14 protein-coding genes are annotated in these 17970 nt (G+C 36.7%); 3 read left to right on the top strand and 11 right to left on the bottom strand.

What is annotated here, in order from left to right:
• Window positions 1-4 precede the first annotated feature (4 nt).
• Window positions 5-1120, top strand: coding sequence for a GerAB/ArcD/ProY family transporter (locus MHH64_RS09485; protein WP_340003141.1), 1116 nt, complete (start codon window positions 5-7; stop codon window positions 1118-1120).
• A complete protein-coding gene (locus MHH64_RS09480; RefSeq protein WP_340003140.1) occupies window positions 1117-2271 on the top strand; it encodes a Ger(x)C family spore germination C-terminal domain-containing protein in 1155 nt (384 codons plus the stop codon). The genes MHH64_RS09485 and MHH64_RS09480 overlap by 4 nt, the downstream gene beginning before the upstream one ends.
• Before the next feature lie 56 nt (window positions 2272-2327).
• Here the strand turns inward: MHH64_RS09480 and MHH64_RS09475 are convergent, their stop codons facing one another.
• Window positions 2328-3398, bottom strand: a complete 1071-nt coding sequence (locus MHH64_RS09475; RefSeq protein WP_340003139.1) for an undecaprenyldiphospho-muramoylpentapeptide beta-N-acetylglucosaminyltransferase — start codon at window positions 3396-3398, stop codon at window positions 2328-2330.
• Window positions 3399-3517: 119 nt separating this feature from the next.
• Between MHH64_RS09475 and MHH64_RS09470 the strand changes: the two genes are divergently transcribed.
• Window positions 3518-4888: an MATE family efflux transporter gene (locus tag MHH64_RS09470; protein WP_340003138.1), complete on the top strand. Its 1371-nt coding sequence runs from the start codon at window positions 3518-3520 to the stop codon at window positions 4886-4888.
• A 570-nt stretch (window positions 4889-5458) separates the two neighbouring features.
• On the opposite strand, the gene MHH64_RS09465 is transcribed toward MHH64_RS09470, so the two are convergent.
• From MHH64_RS09465 to MHH64_RS09420, 10 genes are all read right to left on the bottom strand, one after another.
• Entirely contained in the window at window positions 5459-5881 is a 423-nt protein-coding gene (locus MHH64_RS09465) for a DUF1801 domain-containing protein (protein WP_118888678.1), read from the bottom strand.
• A 337-nt stretch (window positions 5882-6218) separates the two neighbouring features.
• Window positions 6219-6797 (bottom strand): AAA family ATPase, encoded by a 579-nt coding sequence (locus MHH64_RS09460; protein ID WP_340003137.1) that lies wholly within the window; start codon window positions 6795-6797, stop codon window positions 6219-6221.
• Between the two features lie 452 nt (window positions 6798-7249).
• Window positions 7250-8227: an aldo/keto reductase gene (locus tag MHH64_RS09455; protein ID WP_340003136.1), complete on the bottom strand. Its 978-nt coding sequence runs from the start codon at window positions 8225-8227 to the stop codon at window positions 7250-7252.
• A gap of 138 nt (window positions 8228-8365) precedes the next feature.
• Complete coding sequence (locus MHH64_RS09450) at window positions 8366-8719, bottom strand: VOC family protein (protein WP_095309795.1); 354 nt, start codon at window positions 8717-8719, stop codon at window positions 8366-8368.
• Window positions 8720-8842: 123 nt separating this feature from the next.
• The gene (locus MHH64_RS09445) at window positions 8843-9361 is read right to left on the bottom strand and encodes a DNA topology modulation protein (protein WP_251660616.1); all 519 of its coding nucleotides are present in this window, start codon (window positions 9359-9361) and stop codon (window positions 8843-8845) included.
• 190 nt (window positions 9362-9551) lie between these two features.
• On the bottom strand, window positions 9552-10304 hold the full coding sequence (locus tag MHH64_RS09440) for a DUF3888 domain-containing protein (protein WP_340003135.1): 753 nt from the start codon (window positions 10302-10304) through the stop codon (window positions 9552-9554).
• A 426-nt stretch (window positions 10305-10730) separates the two neighbouring features.
• Window positions 10731-11918, bottom strand: coding sequence for a nucleoside transporter C-terminal domain-containing protein (locus MHH64_RS09435; RefSeq protein ID WP_340003272.1), 1188 nt, complete (start codon window positions 11916-11918; stop codon window positions 10731-10733).
• Window positions 11919-12145: 227 nt separating this feature from the next.
• Window positions 12146-13435: an NCS2 family permease gene (locus MHH64_RS09430; protein WP_095309804.1), complete on the bottom strand. Its 1290-nt coding sequence runs from the start codon at window positions 13433-13435 to the stop codon at window positions 12146-12148.
• Window positions 13436-13736: 301 nt separating this feature from the next.
• A complete protein-coding gene (gene odhB / locus MHH64_RS09425) occupies window positions 13737-14999 on the bottom strand; it encodes a 2-oxoglutarate dehydrogenase complex dihydrolipoyllysine-residue succinyltransferase (protein ID WP_340003134.1) in 1263 nt (420 codons plus the stop codon).
• Window positions 14986-17853 carry a 2-oxoglutarate dehydrogenase E1 component gene (locus tag MHH64_RS09420; protein WP_340003133.1) on the bottom strand — a complete coding sequence of 956 codons (2868 nt, stop codon included), beginning with the start codon at window positions 17851-17853 and terminating at the stop codon, window positions 14986-14988. Before MHH64_RS09420 ends, odhB begins: the two co-directional genes overlap by 14 nt.
• Window positions 17854-17970 lie beyond the last annotated feature (117 nt).

Genomic DNA, 17970 nt, shown 5'->3' with positions numbered 1-17970 from the left:
TCCTGTGGAAATTAATGTAAAAATAAAACCAAATATGCGTATTCAAGCATTTTATTTGTTTTTTATTATCGTTTCCATGCAAATCGGGGTTGGTATATTAGGTGTCCCACGATTAGTTTTTAGCGAGGCAAAGCAAGATTCCTGGATATCCATCTTAGTGGCGGCTGCTTACATTATTATCGTGTTATTGGTAATGCTGCTCATTCTTAAACAATATGATAATGCGGATATTCACGGGATTCATCGTGATATTTTTGGAAAGTGGCTTGGGAAAATATTCAGCACGGTCTACATCTTATATTTTGGGCTTGCTTTTTACTCTGTGCTATTAACATATATCGAAGTTGTTAAAGTATTTGTATTTCCTGATGTAAGCAATTTTGTAATGGGGCTGCTGCTCATTTCTCTCACTATTTATGGTGTCCTAGGTGGCTTGCGAGTTATTATAGGCGTTAGTTTCGTCTTTGGGGTCCTAGCTAATTGGATCCTATTTTTATTAATTCATCCTGCACTGCAAATCGATTTTAATCATTACTTGCCACTTTTTCAAGCTCCTTTTGTCGATATATTAAAAGGCGCAAGGGCTACTTCCTATACATTTATGGGATTTGAAATTCTATTTTTGGTTTATCCTTTTATCCAAAATAAAAATAAAGTTAGGATTACGAGTCTATTAGCTGTCTCCTGGTCTGCTCTCCTTGTACTATCCGCAACAATGCTGGCGATAGGTTTCTTCAGTGCTGAACAGCTTGAACGCAGAGAGTGGGCTGTTCTTGTATTATTTAAAACCCAAAGTTTTCCCTTTGTTGAACGGTTTGATTACATCGTTGTCGCTGAATTGATGATGGTTGTTGTACCATCCCTGCTCTTTCTTATGTGGGGATTAACATACAGTATGAAAAGAGTATATAAGGTCAAACAAAAACCAACATTGTATGTAGCTGCCATTATATTTTTAATTGGTACGCTCTTCTTTGAAAAGCATTTTGAAACGCAACGAGTCATTAATTTTGCTGAGCAGTTTGGATTCTGGTTTATTTATGTATATCCTTTTGTACTACTTCCATTGGTTTTATTCAAAAAGAGATTGAAGAAGCGAAAAGGAGCTGGATCCTCATGATAAAAAAAACAATTCTTTTGCTGATTTTCTCTGTCATTCTTACCTCCTGCGTACCCTATAAACAACTTGAGGAGCTAGGGATAATTAATACTCGTGGTGTAGACGTAACCGAAAACAATCGTGTTGAAACGACAATCATCGCTTACCAATTCGATGCGCAAAACCCACAAATAACGACATCTATTACTGGAGTGGGGAAAACAATTAAAGGAGCACGTGAGAATGCCGGTTATAATACAAATTTTGAGTTAAGCCCCGGACAAATACGACTTGAATTATATGGCAAGGAAACTGCCGAGGAAGGAATTTTAGAATACCTAAGTACACTAGTTCGTGATGCACGGGTATCAGATACAATGCTAGTAGCTATTAGTAATATTACTGCAAATGAGGTCCTTACAGTGGGGCAAGAAGAATTGAATACCGATGTCGGTCAAATAATCCAAAGTTTAATTGAAAAGGAAGTAAGGGAGTATAGTATACCAAAAACCTCCTTACAAAATTTTTTGCATATTGAAGCAGATATTGGACAGGATCCCGTCGCTCCAATAATTGGTTTACGAAATAACAAACCAGCGATTGTCGGAATAGGCGCTTTTTCGAATGATAAGCTGGTTGGTGAGCTGCATATCGATCAAGCATTTCTAATTAATACCTTTTTAACAAATGTTAAAGGTACTCCAATGGAAGTTTCACTTCCGCGAGAACCATTTTTAGATTTTATCTTTAATAACGAAACGAATTCGATGCAACCAGATAAACTTGAAGATAAGGAACACTTGACCATACTAGTAAGAATATCGAAAGGTAAAGGTGATATAACATTAAAAAACATCGATGATCTCCACTTTGAGGCTAATGTTCATTTAGAAGTAGATCTATATGAAACATCAGAGTTACTCGGTGTAAAAAATGAAAAAATAGCAGCCATACTGGAAGAAGAAATTGAAAAAGAGTTTATGCGACAGTATGACGAACTATTGGCCAAACTCCAAGAGATGGATTCCGACCCATTAGGATTTGGAGGAATTTATCGAACAAAGAAAAAGGGGGAGCGTTTAACAGATACAGAGTGGAGGGAAAAATACCCAAACATTACAGTAGATTTCAATGTAAATGTAGATTTAATGCATTATGGAACAATACAGTAACAAACAAATCCAGACTAATAAATATACCCCCTGGCGTCCAAACCAGGGAGTATATTTTATTTGCTTGTCGCATTAATAATTTCGATAACACGATCCCGCGATTTTTCACTTTTATATTCCTTCATCGTATCTATCATAATCGGTGCATATTCTTTTAATTGTAAAAGCTCATCTTTTAATGTTTGTTTTGTTAGTTTTTCCTCATCTATAACCCTGGCATAGCGTTTTTCCTGAAACGACTGCGCATTGATAATCTGATCCCCCCGGCTTGCACCTTTGGATAAAGGAACCAACAGCATAGGTATTCTTAATGCCAGAAATTCAAAGATTGCATTCGATCCAGCTCGAGACAGCACATAGTCTGAAGCAGCAAAAATATCCTTTAGCTCTTCATTAATATATTCAAATTGCACATATCCAGCTTTTTGAATCGAATGATCTATTTTGTCTCGTCCACAGATATGAATGATTTGAAAGTTCGCTAAAAGCTCATCCAAGCTTTCCCTCACGGTTTCGTTGATCTTATATGACCCGCCACTACCTCCCATGATGAGGAGTACAGGTAATTTTTTCGATAATCCGGCAAATTTCAAGCCACTATCCTTATCCCCTTTAAAAAGCTCATCGCGAACAACTGCGCCAACATATTCCGCTTTTTTCTCAGGCAGATATTGCATCGTTTCTGGAAATGTCGCAAGTACTTTTTTCGTAAATGGAATGGAGAGCTTATTTGCTAATCCTGGTGTATAATCTGATTCATGGATAACGGATGGCACGCCTCGTAATTTTGCAGCTGCAACAACAGGAACGGATACAAATCCTCCCTTAGAAAAGATAACTGCAGGCTTACGTTTACCAATTATCTTATACGCTTGCATTGTACCTTTTATCACCTTAAAAGGATCTTTTATATTTTCTTTCGACATGTAACGGCGAAGCTTTCCAGTGGATATTGGATGATAGGTTACTCCTTCGAGCTGTCCAATTAAGTCTCTTTCTATACCATTATAAGAGCCAATGTAATCAATTTCCCAGCCTTTTTCCTGATAGAATGGAATCAACGCTAAATTGACAATCACATGTCCAGCTGTTCCTCCACCAGTGAAAAGGATTCTTTTCTTTTTCATTGAAATGTACTTCCCTTCTTTCACAAATCAGCATAACCAAGTATAATAAAGGCTACGTCTTATTAGGATTACACTACTCTCTATCCTATTAGAAAACATACAAAAAAGGAAGAGTTTTAATGTATGAAACAAAAACAGTTAAGGAAAAACTGAAGCTATTTATCATCATTTTAATTCCCATCTTAATTACGCAAATCAGTATGAACCTCATGACATTCTTTGACACGATGATGTCAGGCCGTTCTAGTGCTGCAGACCTTGCAGGCGTAGCAATTGGGGCTAGCCTCTGGGTTCCGATCTCTACCGGAATTAATGGTATTGTTCTGGCAATCACGCCAATTATAGCACATCTGATTGGCGGGCGAGCTGACCAGGAAGTACCAAAAGTTATTCAGCAAGGAATTTATTTGGCAATTATTTTATCTATCTTAATTATGGTGGCCGGTGTGATTTTCTTAGAACCGATACTATCTATGATGGATCTGGAATCTGAGGTGCGACATGTCGCAAAATATTATCTGTTCACACTAGGAATTGGTATTATTCCCTTGTTTATTTTTAATACAATTCGTTGTTTTATGGATGGCCTCGGACAGACACGCATTTCCATGATCATCATTCTGATCTCCCTGCCACTTAATGTTATCTTTAATTATATATTTATTTTCGGAAAATTAGGGGTGCCGGCATTAGGTGGTATAGGAGCAGGCATTGCAACTGCGATTACGTATTTTATCGTGTGCATTATTGCTCTTTACTTTCTTCATCGAATTCAGCCTTTCAAGAAATTTGCTGTGTTTGCTAAATGGTTTAAACCTTCCCTCAAACAATGGCGTAACCAATTAAAGATTGGTATACCAATTGGTGCAGCAATATTTTTTGAGACAAGTATTTTCTCAGCTGTAACGTTATTGATGAGCGTTTACAGCACAAATACAATAGCGGCACACCAAGCGGCATTGAACTTCGCTAGTCTCTTGTATATGATTCCACTGAGTGTCGGGATGGCGTTAACAATTACGGTTGGCTTAGAAGCAGGTGCTAAGCGTTATAAAGATGCACGTGCATATGGATACATCGGAATGAGCGGAGGTATATTTATCGCACTCTTTGCAGGAGTTATTTTGTATTTATTGAATGGTCCTGTAGCTGCCCTTTACAATTCCGATCCAGAAGTGATTGAGCTAACGAAGCAATTTATTTATTTTGCTATTTTTTATCAGCTGGCAGATGCATTTGGTGCTCCAATTCAAGGTATACTTCGTGGTTATAAAGATGTAAATATGACATTGATTATTGCATTAATCTCTTATTGGGCTATCGGGCTTCCAATTGGCTGGTTATTAGCAAATTACACTGCTCTGGAGCCATTTGGCTACTGGGTTGGAATTATTGTTGGCCTCAGCGCTGGCGCAGTTGCATTATTATGGCGACTTCTCTATATTCAGAAGAAATATGCGTTTTCTAAAAAAGCACATCCAGTTGAATGAAAGGGTTCCGTTTATAAGTGCATATTAGTTAAACAACAAAACTGACGTATGGCAATTCATACGTCAGTTTTGTTGTTATTCTAACGATTAATGCTTAAATTAGGTTTTTGGCATCCGAATATCTCATTTATTTTTTATTGGACAAGATATTGTACATATAAAAAACGATGGCAATTTGGCTGTCAATTTAAATAATAGACCTTTGTTTATAAAGTACAAAAGAACCTCTTTTAAAAGATCCAGGTCAATTTCTCCTTATTATTAAACTCCCTCGATGGATTCAATTTACTCCTAAATTCTAAAGCACCCGTAATTTAATATAATTTGCTTCACAAATGGAGGGAGAGCAATAAAGTCAGAACTATAAAAAGCTAACGTCTCGTCCAACTTTAAAACATTTTTGAATCTAAATGGAATTAGTCCAACACATTAAGATCACGATCGAATATTTCTTCATTATCCAAGCCTGTTGAAGTCAAAATGCACTATTAAAATTCTCGCGAGGCATGGATACAGATGGTGAAACAAGCATAGTCAGTAGGACACGGATTTAAAACAATGCCAATAGCTTTATTCGTTCGGATAAAGATCTTTATATGTTTCTACTGTATGTTTAATTAAATCCTTTAAAACATTGGTATCGATATCAGCTAATTTATTTACATAAATACAAGCCTTACTCTTCGTGTGTTTACCAAAGTTTTCTAATAATTTTTCCCTTTTCTCACTTTCATAGTCCAAATAAAGACTAATTTTCGCTTTTCTTGGTGAAAAACCCACTAAAGGCGCATCCCCTTCACGTCCTGATGCATACTTATAGTGATAGCTACCAAAACCTATAATACTAGGCCCCCACATTTTTGCTTCGTAACCAGTTACTTCTTCAAATATTTCCAATAACTGATAGGCATCTGCCTTCTTCTTCTCATTTTCCACACTTTCAATAAATCCAATTACACTGTTGTCGGTTTCTTTCATCTTCGGTTCATACATATATGCGCTCTCCAATTCTCTGAGTAAACAATTGCTTACGATATTGTCATCATTATTACATTCTAGAATACAAGTCCAATTTCCTGCAATAAAGATGGGAAACTACTTTTTATACATTCATTTCTTTATAAATAAACCTCTTATCCGTTAAAAAACGAGCATAAGAATTATGGAAACCCTCCTCTATAACCAACGGGCTGTTTTGAAGTTCCTCTGTGAGATTAATTAAATTTACTTTTTCATTGCGATCTATTTTACTTAGATTGCCTCCTTGAGCACAATAGGTGCCGTTTAATATCTTGTTCAACTCTTGCACCATTAATTAAGAAAGGTTTTATTAATTAACGGTAAACCTGTCTTCCTTCAAAACGACATCTACAAGACCCTCTAAATCAGCATCATTATTATCAAGTATAAACTCATCAGGAAAATAATTTGAATTAAAATCTCTAACAATTTGTCTAATTCTTTCTTCTCCTACATACGCAATTCCACTTCGTAGCCTATCCCTATTAATTAGGATATTTATATCACTTTTAATTACTATTATTTTAATGTTAATATCTAAATGTTTCATTCTATCTATAACAGAAAATATCTGCTCTTTAGAAAAAACATAATCAGTAACTACATTCATATTATTTTGTGTAAAGTTTTCAACCAGAGCAACTATATTGTCCCATAAGACATTCAGAAAAAAATTATCGTGATCATCACAAGGATGTACCCATCCTTTCTTTACCAAATTGTATAGCACATCCCCCTCTATATGTACACATAATCCATCCATACTTTTACATATCTTATCAGCCAACGTACTCTTTCCAGCCCCAGGGGGACCACTTATCAAAAAGACTGTTCTTTTTGAATTCAAAAAATCACGCCCTTTGAAATGAATTATAACCTTTAGATCCACTCACCGTGTCTCCTCTCACACTCTTCATTATATTTGAGAAAAAAGGATTATAAGCCCAACAATAAATGCAAAGAAAAGACGATTGACTTAATACCCAACTGCGTAACTCTCACCAGTTGAATAAAAATGCTGAAATGATTCACCTTCGTTATATAGTTAATAAGATAATCGCTATCCTCGGAATAGATTAATTCTAATTTTTCCCCAAGCTTTTTATGCGAGGTCATAAATAAGATTATCATGATCTTGGAAATTGGTTTTTCCATTCACTATCTTACTTTCTTACATTGTTCAACCTTCACTATGGCTTAATAAAGACAACCTTAAAAGGTGGATATGAAGTGTGCCTTCTTTCGCTAATTTAGCTATGTATATCAATTCCTGTTTAGTCAAACCACAATAAAGTTTACCTAAACTCATATGGGTAAGATAATCATCCTGTTCATAAAATTTTACGGTAACTTATTACCGCGTGAAGCCGTATACAGAGAATACCATTCTTCACGAGTCATAATCTCCGCCTGTTGGATTGCATCCTGGCATTTAGCAATTCTATCTGGATTTGTTGTACCAATGACAGGCTGAACCATAGCTGGATGACGCATTAACCATCCAAGCACAATTGCTTCTGCGGAGGTTTCTTTTTCTAGTGCTAATTTTTTCACCAGCTCTATCGTGGCTAGCTCCGATTCTGACGGATTATCTATGGAGCGACCAGAATAGATTCCATTTGCTAAAGGTGACCATGCTTGAATTTGTACATTGGCTAAGCGACAATATTCAATTGTCCCATCTGGAAAATTCACACCTGTCCCTTCCTTTTGGTTCACTAAAACACCTTGCTCTAGCCAATCAACTTGCTGTAAGCTCATATTCAGTTGGTTAACAATCATAGGTTCAGAACAGTAAGCATTCAAAAATTGGATTTGAGAAGCACTCATATTAGATACCCCAAAATGACGAACCTTTCCTGACCTCTTCAATGTTTCGAATGCCTCTGCTACTTCTTCTGGTTCCATTATGGGGTCGGGACGATGCAATAAAAGAATATCTAAATACTCGGTGTTCAATCTATTTAGGATACCATCGACTGAATTCAGGATATAATCCTTTGAGAAATCATAGCGACCTGGATTCTTGCCATCCGCAAATCGAATACCACATTTTGATTGAAGTACTATGTTTTCTCTGAGTTCCGGACGCGATTTTAAGATTTCACCAAATACTTTTTCAGCTTTTCCCATATTATAAATGTCCGCATGATCAAACATTGTAATTCCGTGCGATAATGCTGCATCGATTGCTTTTTCTGTTTTTAGTATATCCTCTTTTGTGTAAGCAGTTTGATCCCTGTCTCCCCCAAACCCCATACAGCCTAGTATGAGACGGCTTGTTGTGATTCCCATTTTTTCAATAGGCATTACTTTCATGTATTTTCCTCCTGACTTACTAAATCCATAATATAATTTTGTTTGTTTTCTATCAGAATTATAGCACCTTCTGTTAAATTAAACTGTCCTGTTCGTAGGATATCAGAAACTTTAATTAAAGCATCTGTTAGCTTCATATTAGCATTTGCATATCATTAAGATGTTTCCATCCGGATCTTTGAAATTAAAATAATGATTATGTTCGATTTGTGTAATTAAATCAACATCCTTTTTACTCATAAAATAAAATGCTTCTTCAATGCTTTTTGTATTGAAGTGGAATGCTGGAACTTTAAATATTCTATCTTCTGAATAGATCTTGCTGTCTAACACAATCCCTGTACCTTCCATAGGAATAACGTAAAGATGACCGAATTGAATCTCCCCATCTGTTTCTAGTCCTAAAATATCGCAGTACCAATCTCTAGCTTTCTCTATGTTGCTTACTGGGATGAATACTGTTCCTATTTGTTTTAAGATAGGATTATCCATTAAAAACTCCTCCTTTAAATAACCTTATTAAATATTCCATATATTAAGGATAAAACCCTGCTTCTTTAATAAAAAAGACCGCCGCATTGACTAGCTCATTGTTATATTAAAACACCTGTTCGTTTAAGTACAATTGTCTAAATAAGACTTAATTTCTTGTCTACTCTTTAGAATAATAATCTCTTTTTTGGAATCTAAGGCTTGAAAGTTCTGAAATTGTTCGATCATTTTTCTTTTACGAGGATAATAAGTAGTATATATAAACCTAATGAATTTCCAATCTAACTTTTCCTTACAACCATTTCCCATATCAGGTCGTGTTTTGCCGATGTTCTTTAGCCATCGCTTAACAACACGATATAAACAAACATATAATGGTAATTCCAAATAAATTATTGTGTCAGCGTGTTTTGCGCGAATCTGAATAGTATTACTATAGTTTCCTTCAATTATCCATTGACCTTGTTTTACAATCTCTTGCTGTGCTTCCGAAAACTCTTCTAATGTGGCTTCTACCCAGTTTGGCTTCCAATATAAGGCGTCTAAATGATTAACTTTTATATGAAGCTCTTTCCCTAACTTTTGTGCGAAAGTTGACTTCCCAACACCTGCCGAAACTCCAATTACCATTATTTTTTTCATCCTAGGACACCACCTCTTAACAGGTTTTATAATCTGTTTAGTATCTCTCTTTCAATAATACCATAATATTCAAAAATATTTACCAAAAGAAAAAGACAACCATTTTTATGATTGCCTTGTTTAACAATGCACCCTTTAATAGAATAACTAAGAGTTATTCGCTGAACCCGTTACAGGTTCAAGCTATAAATCACATATACCAAAGTAAATCATTTTTCATTTTTTTACCTTGTCTTCTTTCCTTCTTTACAACTACCCATTTACCATTTAACCTAGACAGTTGAAAAACAATGTTAGTTCCATCTGCCTTTTTAAAAAGAATGTATCCTTGATTATTCTTAATAAAGGTAACTGGCTCTATAATATTTTTATATGGGGGTTTTATTTCGGGATTTAAATCATTCACTATGATGTCCGTTACAATATCCGATAGAGATTTGTATTCCTTTTGTTTTTCCGATTTATATAATAGTTGTTCATATTTAATTTTTTTGAAGGAGTTTAAGTTTATTTTAAATGTTTCTTTGATATCTGTAATAGTCTCATTATAAAAATTTGCTATTTTCCTTTCTTCTTCATCTCCCTCGTGGATGAATTTAATGACTTTGACCTTGTCTACTTCCACTCCAAGGATTATTGTTTCTTTACCGTAAGGGGGATTATGAGCTTCTTCAAAGGTATTTACTTGAACTTTGACTTTAAAACTAAATCCACCGTCTTTTTCTCTTGATATACCGAGTATTTTTGCATCGTACAAACCATACGATTTATGATAGCCGTAATACTGTTCTACTGCTTCTGATATATACGGATCCAATAAAGTAATCAATGTGTCGAGCAGCAATTTATTTTCTATTTTATTTTGTTTGGCATTCGTTTCATTTGGCTGGATAAGAATAATGAACAAGAAAATTAAAAGTACAAAACACAATTTGTTTTTCATATACACCCACCTAAAATTCTTTAGGTTTAGGATTTCCCTTACTGAAAATACAATACAACCCTTTAAGTCGAGCAACCACGCATTTTTTTTGACAATAAATAGTCGGTAGAGTTTTCTGGCTTCCAAGTTAGTTACACCTGCCCACCTATCCATTAATTTCACAATTGATCATTCAGCGATATAGTCCGATTGTTGAACAGAAGCTAAACACGACTCTTCAAGTATTCTGCCTCGTTCGTTCAAGACCTTTTATTCATAAGAAAACTGCACCTCCAATTGAGGTGCAGTTCATTTTAGTCTACTTTTGTTTCCAATTTTAACGGTCGATTTTAATGTCAGTTGAGGTGTATTTTTGGAAAATGCACCTCAAAACGAATCCTTTACAGTTGTTTGGATGAAACGAACAACCCTCGTGCCAGGTCTTCATTATAAAAATAACCCTGTAATAGTTGCTGATAAAATCGAAGCTAGAATCGAACCAGCTAATAATTTCATTCCAAATCCGGAAGCTTGTACTGCTTTTTTCGCATCGATACCTTTTACCGTTCCAGCAATAATACCGATAGATGAGAAGTTAGCGAAACTTGTTAAGAATACTGTAACAATACCAATTGTTTTCTCTGACATTGTATCCAGAAACGGTTGAAATTCAAGCATAGCTACAAATTCATTGGTAACGATTTTCATACCCATAACTGCTCCAGCGTCTATAACTTCACTTGGATCAATCCCCATTAGAATACCGAGCGGAGCAAGAATATAACCTAAAATTTGCTGCAATGTTACCCCTGCAAAGATAAATTGAATAATCCAGTTAACCAAGGATAATGAAGCAATAAAAGCTATTAGCATAGCAGCAACAATCAAAGCAATTTTACCGCCCTCTAATGCACCGTTCCCCATTGCTTCAAAAATACTTTTATCCTGCGTTACATTACTTATATCAACATAATCCTCTTCCTTTGGTACTCGAACTGGTGCAATGATTGAAGCTATCATTAAACCACTAAACATATTTAAAGGAAGGGCTACTAAGATATACTGTGGTGGGAGCATTAGAATATAGGAACCTACAATTGCTGCTGAAACGGAACTCATTGCAGAAGCACAAACGATGTACAAACGATTTTCCGATAAATGGTGAAATTGGGATCGAATTGCAATTAATGCCTCTGACTGACCGAAAAAGATACTATTCACCCCGTTAAAGGATTCAATTTTAGGTAAGCCTGTAATTTTAGAAATAGCTGCACCAATATACTTAATTATCAATGGTAAAATTTTTAAATACGTAAGCACAGAAAGAAGTGTTGCGAAAAAGATAATTTGCAGTAATACGTTGAAGAAGAATACGCCACCATCTTCTATCGCAAATCCGCCAAGCACAAAGCTTATCCCTTCTACACCAAATTCAATTAGCTTATTAAATACAGCAGAGATACCATCAATGATTGCTTTTCCAATCTGTGTGGAAAACATAAACCATGTTATTAACAGCTGACAAACCAGCATAATGCCGATTCCCTTGTAATTAATTATTTTCTTATTATTGGACATTAAATAGGCTAGGCCTAAGGTAATAATTATCGCTAAAATACCGAGAAGTATACCCATCACGGTAAAGCCTCCTTTAAGAAACAGTATTAAAATAGTTTTTCCCTATTTTTATCTTTTTTAACATATAAATTTCCTGTTTGTTTGAGCCGTAAAAAACTGTCTCCCTTCGGTTGTGGAGACAGTATTCATTTGGCAGATAAGAATAAGAATGTCTTAAACATTCTTATTGCCTAAGGGCAACTATGGGATTTACATAAAAGCTTGGTAAATGCCAAGTTTTCTAATCAATGCGTTGGGAAAAAGGCCATTTGGATAAGAAAAATCACACCAAACACATATAAAATCCAATGCACTTCCTTACCTTTACCACTTACAAGCTTCAATATTGGATACGTTATAAACCCAATAGCAATTCCTGTTGCAATACTTGATGTGAATGGCATTGTTAAGATGACTGCAAATGCCGGGAAAGCTTCATCAAATGCTTTCCAGTTAACCTTAGCCAGTCCTTCCATCATAAAACACCCTACAATAATTAAAACTGGTGAAGTAATGGCTGGCAAACCAGCGATTACTGAAATTATAGGTGTAAAGAAAATCGACAGCGCAAATAGTATTGCCACAACAATCGATGTTAATCCGGTTCTTCCCCCTGCTGCAACTCCTGAGGTAGATTCAATATAAGCTGTTGAAGGGCTTGTCCCAAACATCGAGCCAACAGTCGTTGCGGTTGCATCTGCTAAAAGTGCCTGCTTTGCACGCGGCATTTTTCCGTCTTTCATAAACCCTGCTTGTTCGGCAACTCCTATCATTGTTCCAGTAGTGTCAAACAGTGTTACTAATAAAAAGGCAAATACTACTGTATAAAGACCGTTTGAGAATACGCCACCTATATCCATATCAAAAAATACTGGTGCAGGAGGTGCAGATAGAACACCTGTCACCGTTAACTGTCCTGTAAAATATGCAATGATTGCCGTAGCAAGCATACCGATGAATAGTGCACCTTTTATCTTCATAACAAAAAGAATTAGTGTGATTAATAACCCAACTAAGGTTAATACAATCATCGGATCATGTAAATCACCAAGCCCAACAATCGTCTCTGGATTCGCTACAACAATCCCTGAATTGCGCAGCCCGACGAAAGCAATAAACAAACCAATACCAGAAGTAATTCCATATTTTAATGATGGCGGGATTGCACCAATCAATGTTTCACGTAGCTTTGTCAAACTAAGAATAATAAAAAGAATTCCAGCTAAAAATACAGTGCCAAACACTACTTGATAGGACAATCCTTGCGTTGCGACAATACTCGCAAAGTATGCATTTAACCCCATACCAGGAGCAATTGCTATTGGGTAATTCGCGAAAATCCCCATAATTAAAGTACCTACTATAGCAGCAATAACGGTTGCCATAAATACCTGCTCAAATGGAATTCCTACAGAAGATAAAATTGCAGGATTTACAACAACAATATAAGCCATCGTTAGAAATGTTGTTGTACCAGCAACAACCTCCGTACGGATATCTGTATTATTTTGTTTTAGTTTAAAGCCCTTATCCATATAATACCCCTTACTTTCCGTATATTTTTACCAACGTTTACTATAATATTCGTTTCACTACTATTTTGCAATGGTTAACTTGAGATTAAAGCAATTGTCATTGATTTTTCATCGATCACTATTCTTAAATTGGGATATGGTTGGGCAGAAATTGCAGATGGTTCAATTTGTGGATTAGGTGGATATATGGACTAAGCGATTAATTTGAGACGTATGGTAATCGCGATCTTCCAGTGAAACAACACGTAAAAAACCTTTGCTGATACTTTCACAGCAAAGGTTTTTTAATTCTATTCAACTATTAACCTTCTAATAATAAATCATATGGGTCTTCTAGCATTTGTTTTACACGTACAAGGAATTGAACCGCTTCTTTTCCATCGACAATTCGGTGGTCGTAAGATAATGCAAGGTACATCATTGGACGAACTTGGATTGAATCATCCGGCATTACCATTGCTCGTTTAACAATGTTATGCATTCCTAGGATTCCTACTTGTGGTGCATTTAAAATTGGTGTAGACATCATAGAACCAAATGTACCACCATTTGTAATAGTAAATGAGCCACCTTGTAAATCCTTCAATCCTAATTTATTATCACGCGCTTTTTTGCCTAGGTTGACAATTTCACCTTCAATTCCTGCAAAGTCAAGACGATCTGCATCACGTACTACTGGAACGACAAGACCTTCATCTGTGGATACTGCAATACCGATATCATAAAATTTCTTTACAACTAGCTCATTACCTTGAATTTCTGCATTCAGTAATGGGAACTCCTTTAGTGCTCCTACAACAGCTTTTGTAAAAAAGGACATAAAGCCAAGCTTCACACCATTTTTCTCTAAAAATTTATCTTTACGCTGTTTTCGAAGATCCATCACAGCAGTCATATCCACTTCGTTAAACGTTGTTAGCATCGCAGTTTCGTGTTGAACATTTACAAGATTTTTAGCAATTGTTTGACGTCGACGGGTCATTTTCACACGCTCAACTGGCTTATCAAACTCCGTTTTATTTGCAGCTGCTGGCGCTTCTTTTTTAGCAGGAGCTGACTTAGGTGCTTTTGGTTCACTTGGTGCTTGTGCTGCGGCATCTACATCTTCTGGACGAATTCGACCGAGCGGATCACGGGCATTCACTTTACTCAAATCAATATTTAGCTCACGCGCACGTTTTCTAGCCGCTGGAGAAGCAATCACTTCAGAATCCTTTTCAGAATTTGCTTCTGGAGCTTTTGGAGCCTCTACTGGTTGCTCTTTCGCAGCTTCCTCTTGCTTCTCTTCCTTTGGTGTTTCAGCTGGTGCAGTACTTCCGCCAGCTTCTCCATTCTCATCTAAGCTTGCAATCGTATCTCCTACGGAAACATCGTCACCTTCTTCACTGAGAATTTCGGTAATAACACCAGAGAAATCAGAGTTGACTTCAACGTTTACTTTATCCGTTTCCAGCTCAACAATCGGATCTCCCTTTTCTACTTTATCCCCTTTTTTCACGAGCCATTCTGCAATCGTACCTTCTGTAATGGATTCAGCTAGTTCTGGAATCTTAATTTCTTGCACTGGATTTTCCCCCTTCAGATATGTTTAGCGCTTGATTGATAATTTTGTTTTGAGCTGTTTTATGAACACTTGGTATTCCACCAGCTGGTGCTGAACGACTTGGTCTGCTAATTACGCGTAATTTCTGCCCTTCTTGTAATAATTCTCGTAAGTAATCATCGACAAAATTCCAAGCCCCCATATTTTTCGGCTCTTCTTGCACCCAGACAATTTCTTTTAGATTCGGTAAATGTTTTAACTCTTCTTCCAATGCTTTTTTCGGGAACGGATAAATCTGTTCCAATCGAATAGCTCGTAACCATTCAAAGCTTTGATCTGAAGTTTCCATTGTTTCCTCTATATCAATCATGATTTTTCCACTGCCGATTAAGAGACGAGTCGCACTCTCTTTATACACCTCTAAACCTGGTTGGTTACGCAACGTTTTAAATTTCCCTGTTGTAAACTCTTCTGCCGGCGCCCCCATTTTAGGATGACGAATGAGACTGCTTTTTGGCGTCATTAGAATTAAAGGTCTTGCTTGTTCACGCCCACGTAATGCTGCTTGTCTGCGTAACAAATGGAAAAGCTGTGCAGATGATGTAACGTTCGCTACAATCCAGTTGTTCTCCGCTGCCATTTGTAAAAACCTTTCCAAACGTGCACTGGAGTGTTCTGGACCCTGTCCTTCATAACCATGCGGCAGAAGGATAACCATATTGGATTTTTCTCCCCATTTAGCACGTGATGATGATATAAATTGGTCAAATATTACTTGACCAGCATTCGCAAAATCACCAAATTGAGCTTCCCAAATAACTAGCGTGTTTGGCGAATGAACACTATAACCGTATTCGTAACCTAAAACAGCAGCTTCTGATAATGGGCTGTTTCGAATATCAAAGGATGCTTTTGCATCGGTTAACCCGTGCATTGGGCTATACTTTTCATTTGTTACCGTATCATGGAGCACAATATGACGGTGTGCAAATGTACCTCTCTCCGAATCTTGACCAGTGAGACGTATTGGAATTCCATCTCGTAAAATAGATGCATATGCCAGTGTTTCACCAGTACCCCAGTCCGCCGTATTTCCTTCTTCGAAAGCTTTTTCACGGCGTTTCAAAATCTTTTCTGTTTTCTTGAACCCATTAAATCCTTCCGGGCGTTTCAGCAAATCTTTATTTAAGGATTTTAATGTTTCCAGATCAATTGCAGTTTCAAACTGATCCAACCCATTTAATAGCACTTCAGGCATTAATTTTGCTTCTGGCTGACCAATATCATGCTCTTTCATATTTTTATAAATGTCGGTTAACTTTGTTTCGACATCCTCTTTCAGTTTCTCGAAATCCCCTGAATCAATAATGTTTTTCTCTTCCAATGCTTTAGCAAATATCTCTGCTACAGGCGGATGGTTATCAATTTCTTGATATAATTTTGGCTGTGTCGTTCTTGGCTCGTCCATTTCATTATGACCAAACCTTCGATAACCAACTAAATCAATCATAAAATCTTTACGAAACTTTTGTCGGTATGCATAAGCTATTTTTATGGCTGACAAGCATGAAATTGGGTCATCAGCGTTTACTCGGACAACCGGTATTTCAAATCCTTTCGCTAAATCACTTGCATAACGAGTGGATCGGCCATCCTCCCGGTCAGTTGTATAGCCTAAAAGGTTGTTTGCAATGATATGAAGCGCCCCACCTGTATTGTAACCAGGTAGCCCACTTAAGTTTAACGTTTCTGCAACAACACCTTCTCCAATAAATGCTGCATCACCATGAATAAGAACAGCAAGCGCTTTATTGAAATCACGCTTCGGATAACCTTTTTCTGACCGGTCATCTTGTGCTGCACGTGCGAAGCCTTCTACTACTGGATTCACAAATTCTAAATGTGATGGGTTATGCGCTAACGTAATGCGGGTTTTTAACGCGTCTCCGCTACTGACTTCTCGCTTTGCCCCATAATGATATTTCACATCACCTGTCCAGCCATAATTAATTGCTGCTGAGCCTTCTGATGGCATCAATTCTTTATCTTTCGAGTAGTTAAACTCTGAGAAAATTTTATCGTATGGCTTCCCTAAAACATTTGCAAGAACGGCTAGACGACCACGATGAGCCATGCCCATCATTACATTTTCAATTCCATCCTTAGCTGCATAGTGTACGATTCGATCAATCATCGGCACCATTACCTCTAAGCCTTCAATTGAAAAACGCTTTTGTCCGACAAATGTTTTTTGCAAGAAATGTTCAAAACCTTGTACATCTACGAGCCGCTCAAGAACTACCTTTCGCTGCTCATCCGTTAATTCAAGTCTAGCATTTCCATTTTCAATTAAATCAAAAAGCCATTTTCGTTCTTCATGGTTATTCACATGATCATATTCAAATGTGATGGTACCCGTATAATATTTCCTTAGACGGTTTACAACATCTAATCCATTCTCCACATCACTTGGAGCTTTATCCCATACCCAGGAGGCTGGAATACTTTTTAAATCTTCTTCCGTTAAATCATACGTTTTCAATTCCAGTAAGTTCGTTTTGCTTCCTTTATAGCCACCAATCGAGTAAATATCTGCCTCCGTGTGACCATAACGACGAATAGCCTCAACAAGTTGCATCGCTGAGGTTAATTTTTTTACACTACTTGCTAATGTCTTTTGTGATACGGATTGCCCTGCATTTTCTTGTTGGTACATCCATGCAGGAGCCCCATACTTATCGAACATCTCTTTAATAGATGGTTCGACAGCTTCAGGGTCTTCTCTGTACAATTCATACTGTTGTTCTAAATACCCCGAGTTTGGTCCATGAAATTGCCCCCAGAATCTCTCTACAGATTCTCCATTTTCTGCCACGTCTGATACCCCCATTAGAAGTTAACTTCCCCCGCCATGTAAACGGTTCAATTTTATTATAGATATGTAACTACGTTTCATCAACTAATATACCTTATTTTTAGCCCACTTACAATA

The sequence above is a fragment of the Oceanobacillus sp. FSL K6-0127 genome (genome assembly GCF_037983385.1).
In the GTDB taxonomy this organism is placed as follows: Bacteria; Bacillota; Bacilli; order Bacillales; family Amphibacillaceae; genus Oceanobacillus; species Oceanobacillus profundus.
This window is presented reverse-complemented; position numbering and strand designations above follow the sequence as displayed.

Coding starts and splice junctions, on each gene's coding strand:
- MHH64_RS09480 (WP_340003140.1), top strand. CDS start 1,117: ATGATAAAAAAAACAATTCTTTTGCTGATTTTCTCTGTCATTCTTACC.
- MHH64_RS09475 (WP_340003139.1), bottom strand. CDS start 3,398: ATGAAAAAGAAAAGAATCCTTTTCACTGGTGGAGGAACAGCTGGACAT.
- MHH64_RS09470 (WP_340003138.1), top strand. CDS start 3,518: ATGTATGAAACAAAAACAGTTAAGGAAAAACTGAAGCTATTTATCATC.
- MHH64_RS09465 (WP_118888678.1), bottom strand. CDS start 5,881: ATGTATGAACCGAAGATGAAAGAAACCGACAACAGTGTAATTGGATTT.
- MHH64_RS09455 (WP_340003136.1), bottom strand. CDS start 8,227: ATGAAAGTAATGCCTATTGAAAAAATGGGAATCACAACAAGCCGTCTC.
- MHH64_RS09450 (WP_095309795.1), bottom strand. CDS start 8,719: ATGGATAATCCTATCTTAAAACAAATAGGAACAGTATTCATCCCAGTA.
- MHH64_RS09445 (WP_251660616.1), bottom strand. CDS start 9,361: ATGAAAAAAATAATGGTAATTGGAGTTTCGGCAGGTGTTGGGAAGTCA.
- MHH64_RS09440 (WP_340003135.1), bottom strand. CDS start 10,304: ATGAAAAACAAATTGTGTTTTGTACTTTTAATTTTCTTGTTCATTATT.
- MHH64_RS09435 (WP_340003272.1), bottom strand. CDS start 11,918: ATGGGTATACTTCTCGGTATTTTAGCGATAATTATTACCTTAGGCCTA.
- MHH64_RS09430 (WP_095309804.1), bottom strand. CDS start 13,435: ATGGATAAGGGCTTTAAACTAAAACAAAATAATACAGATATCCGTACG.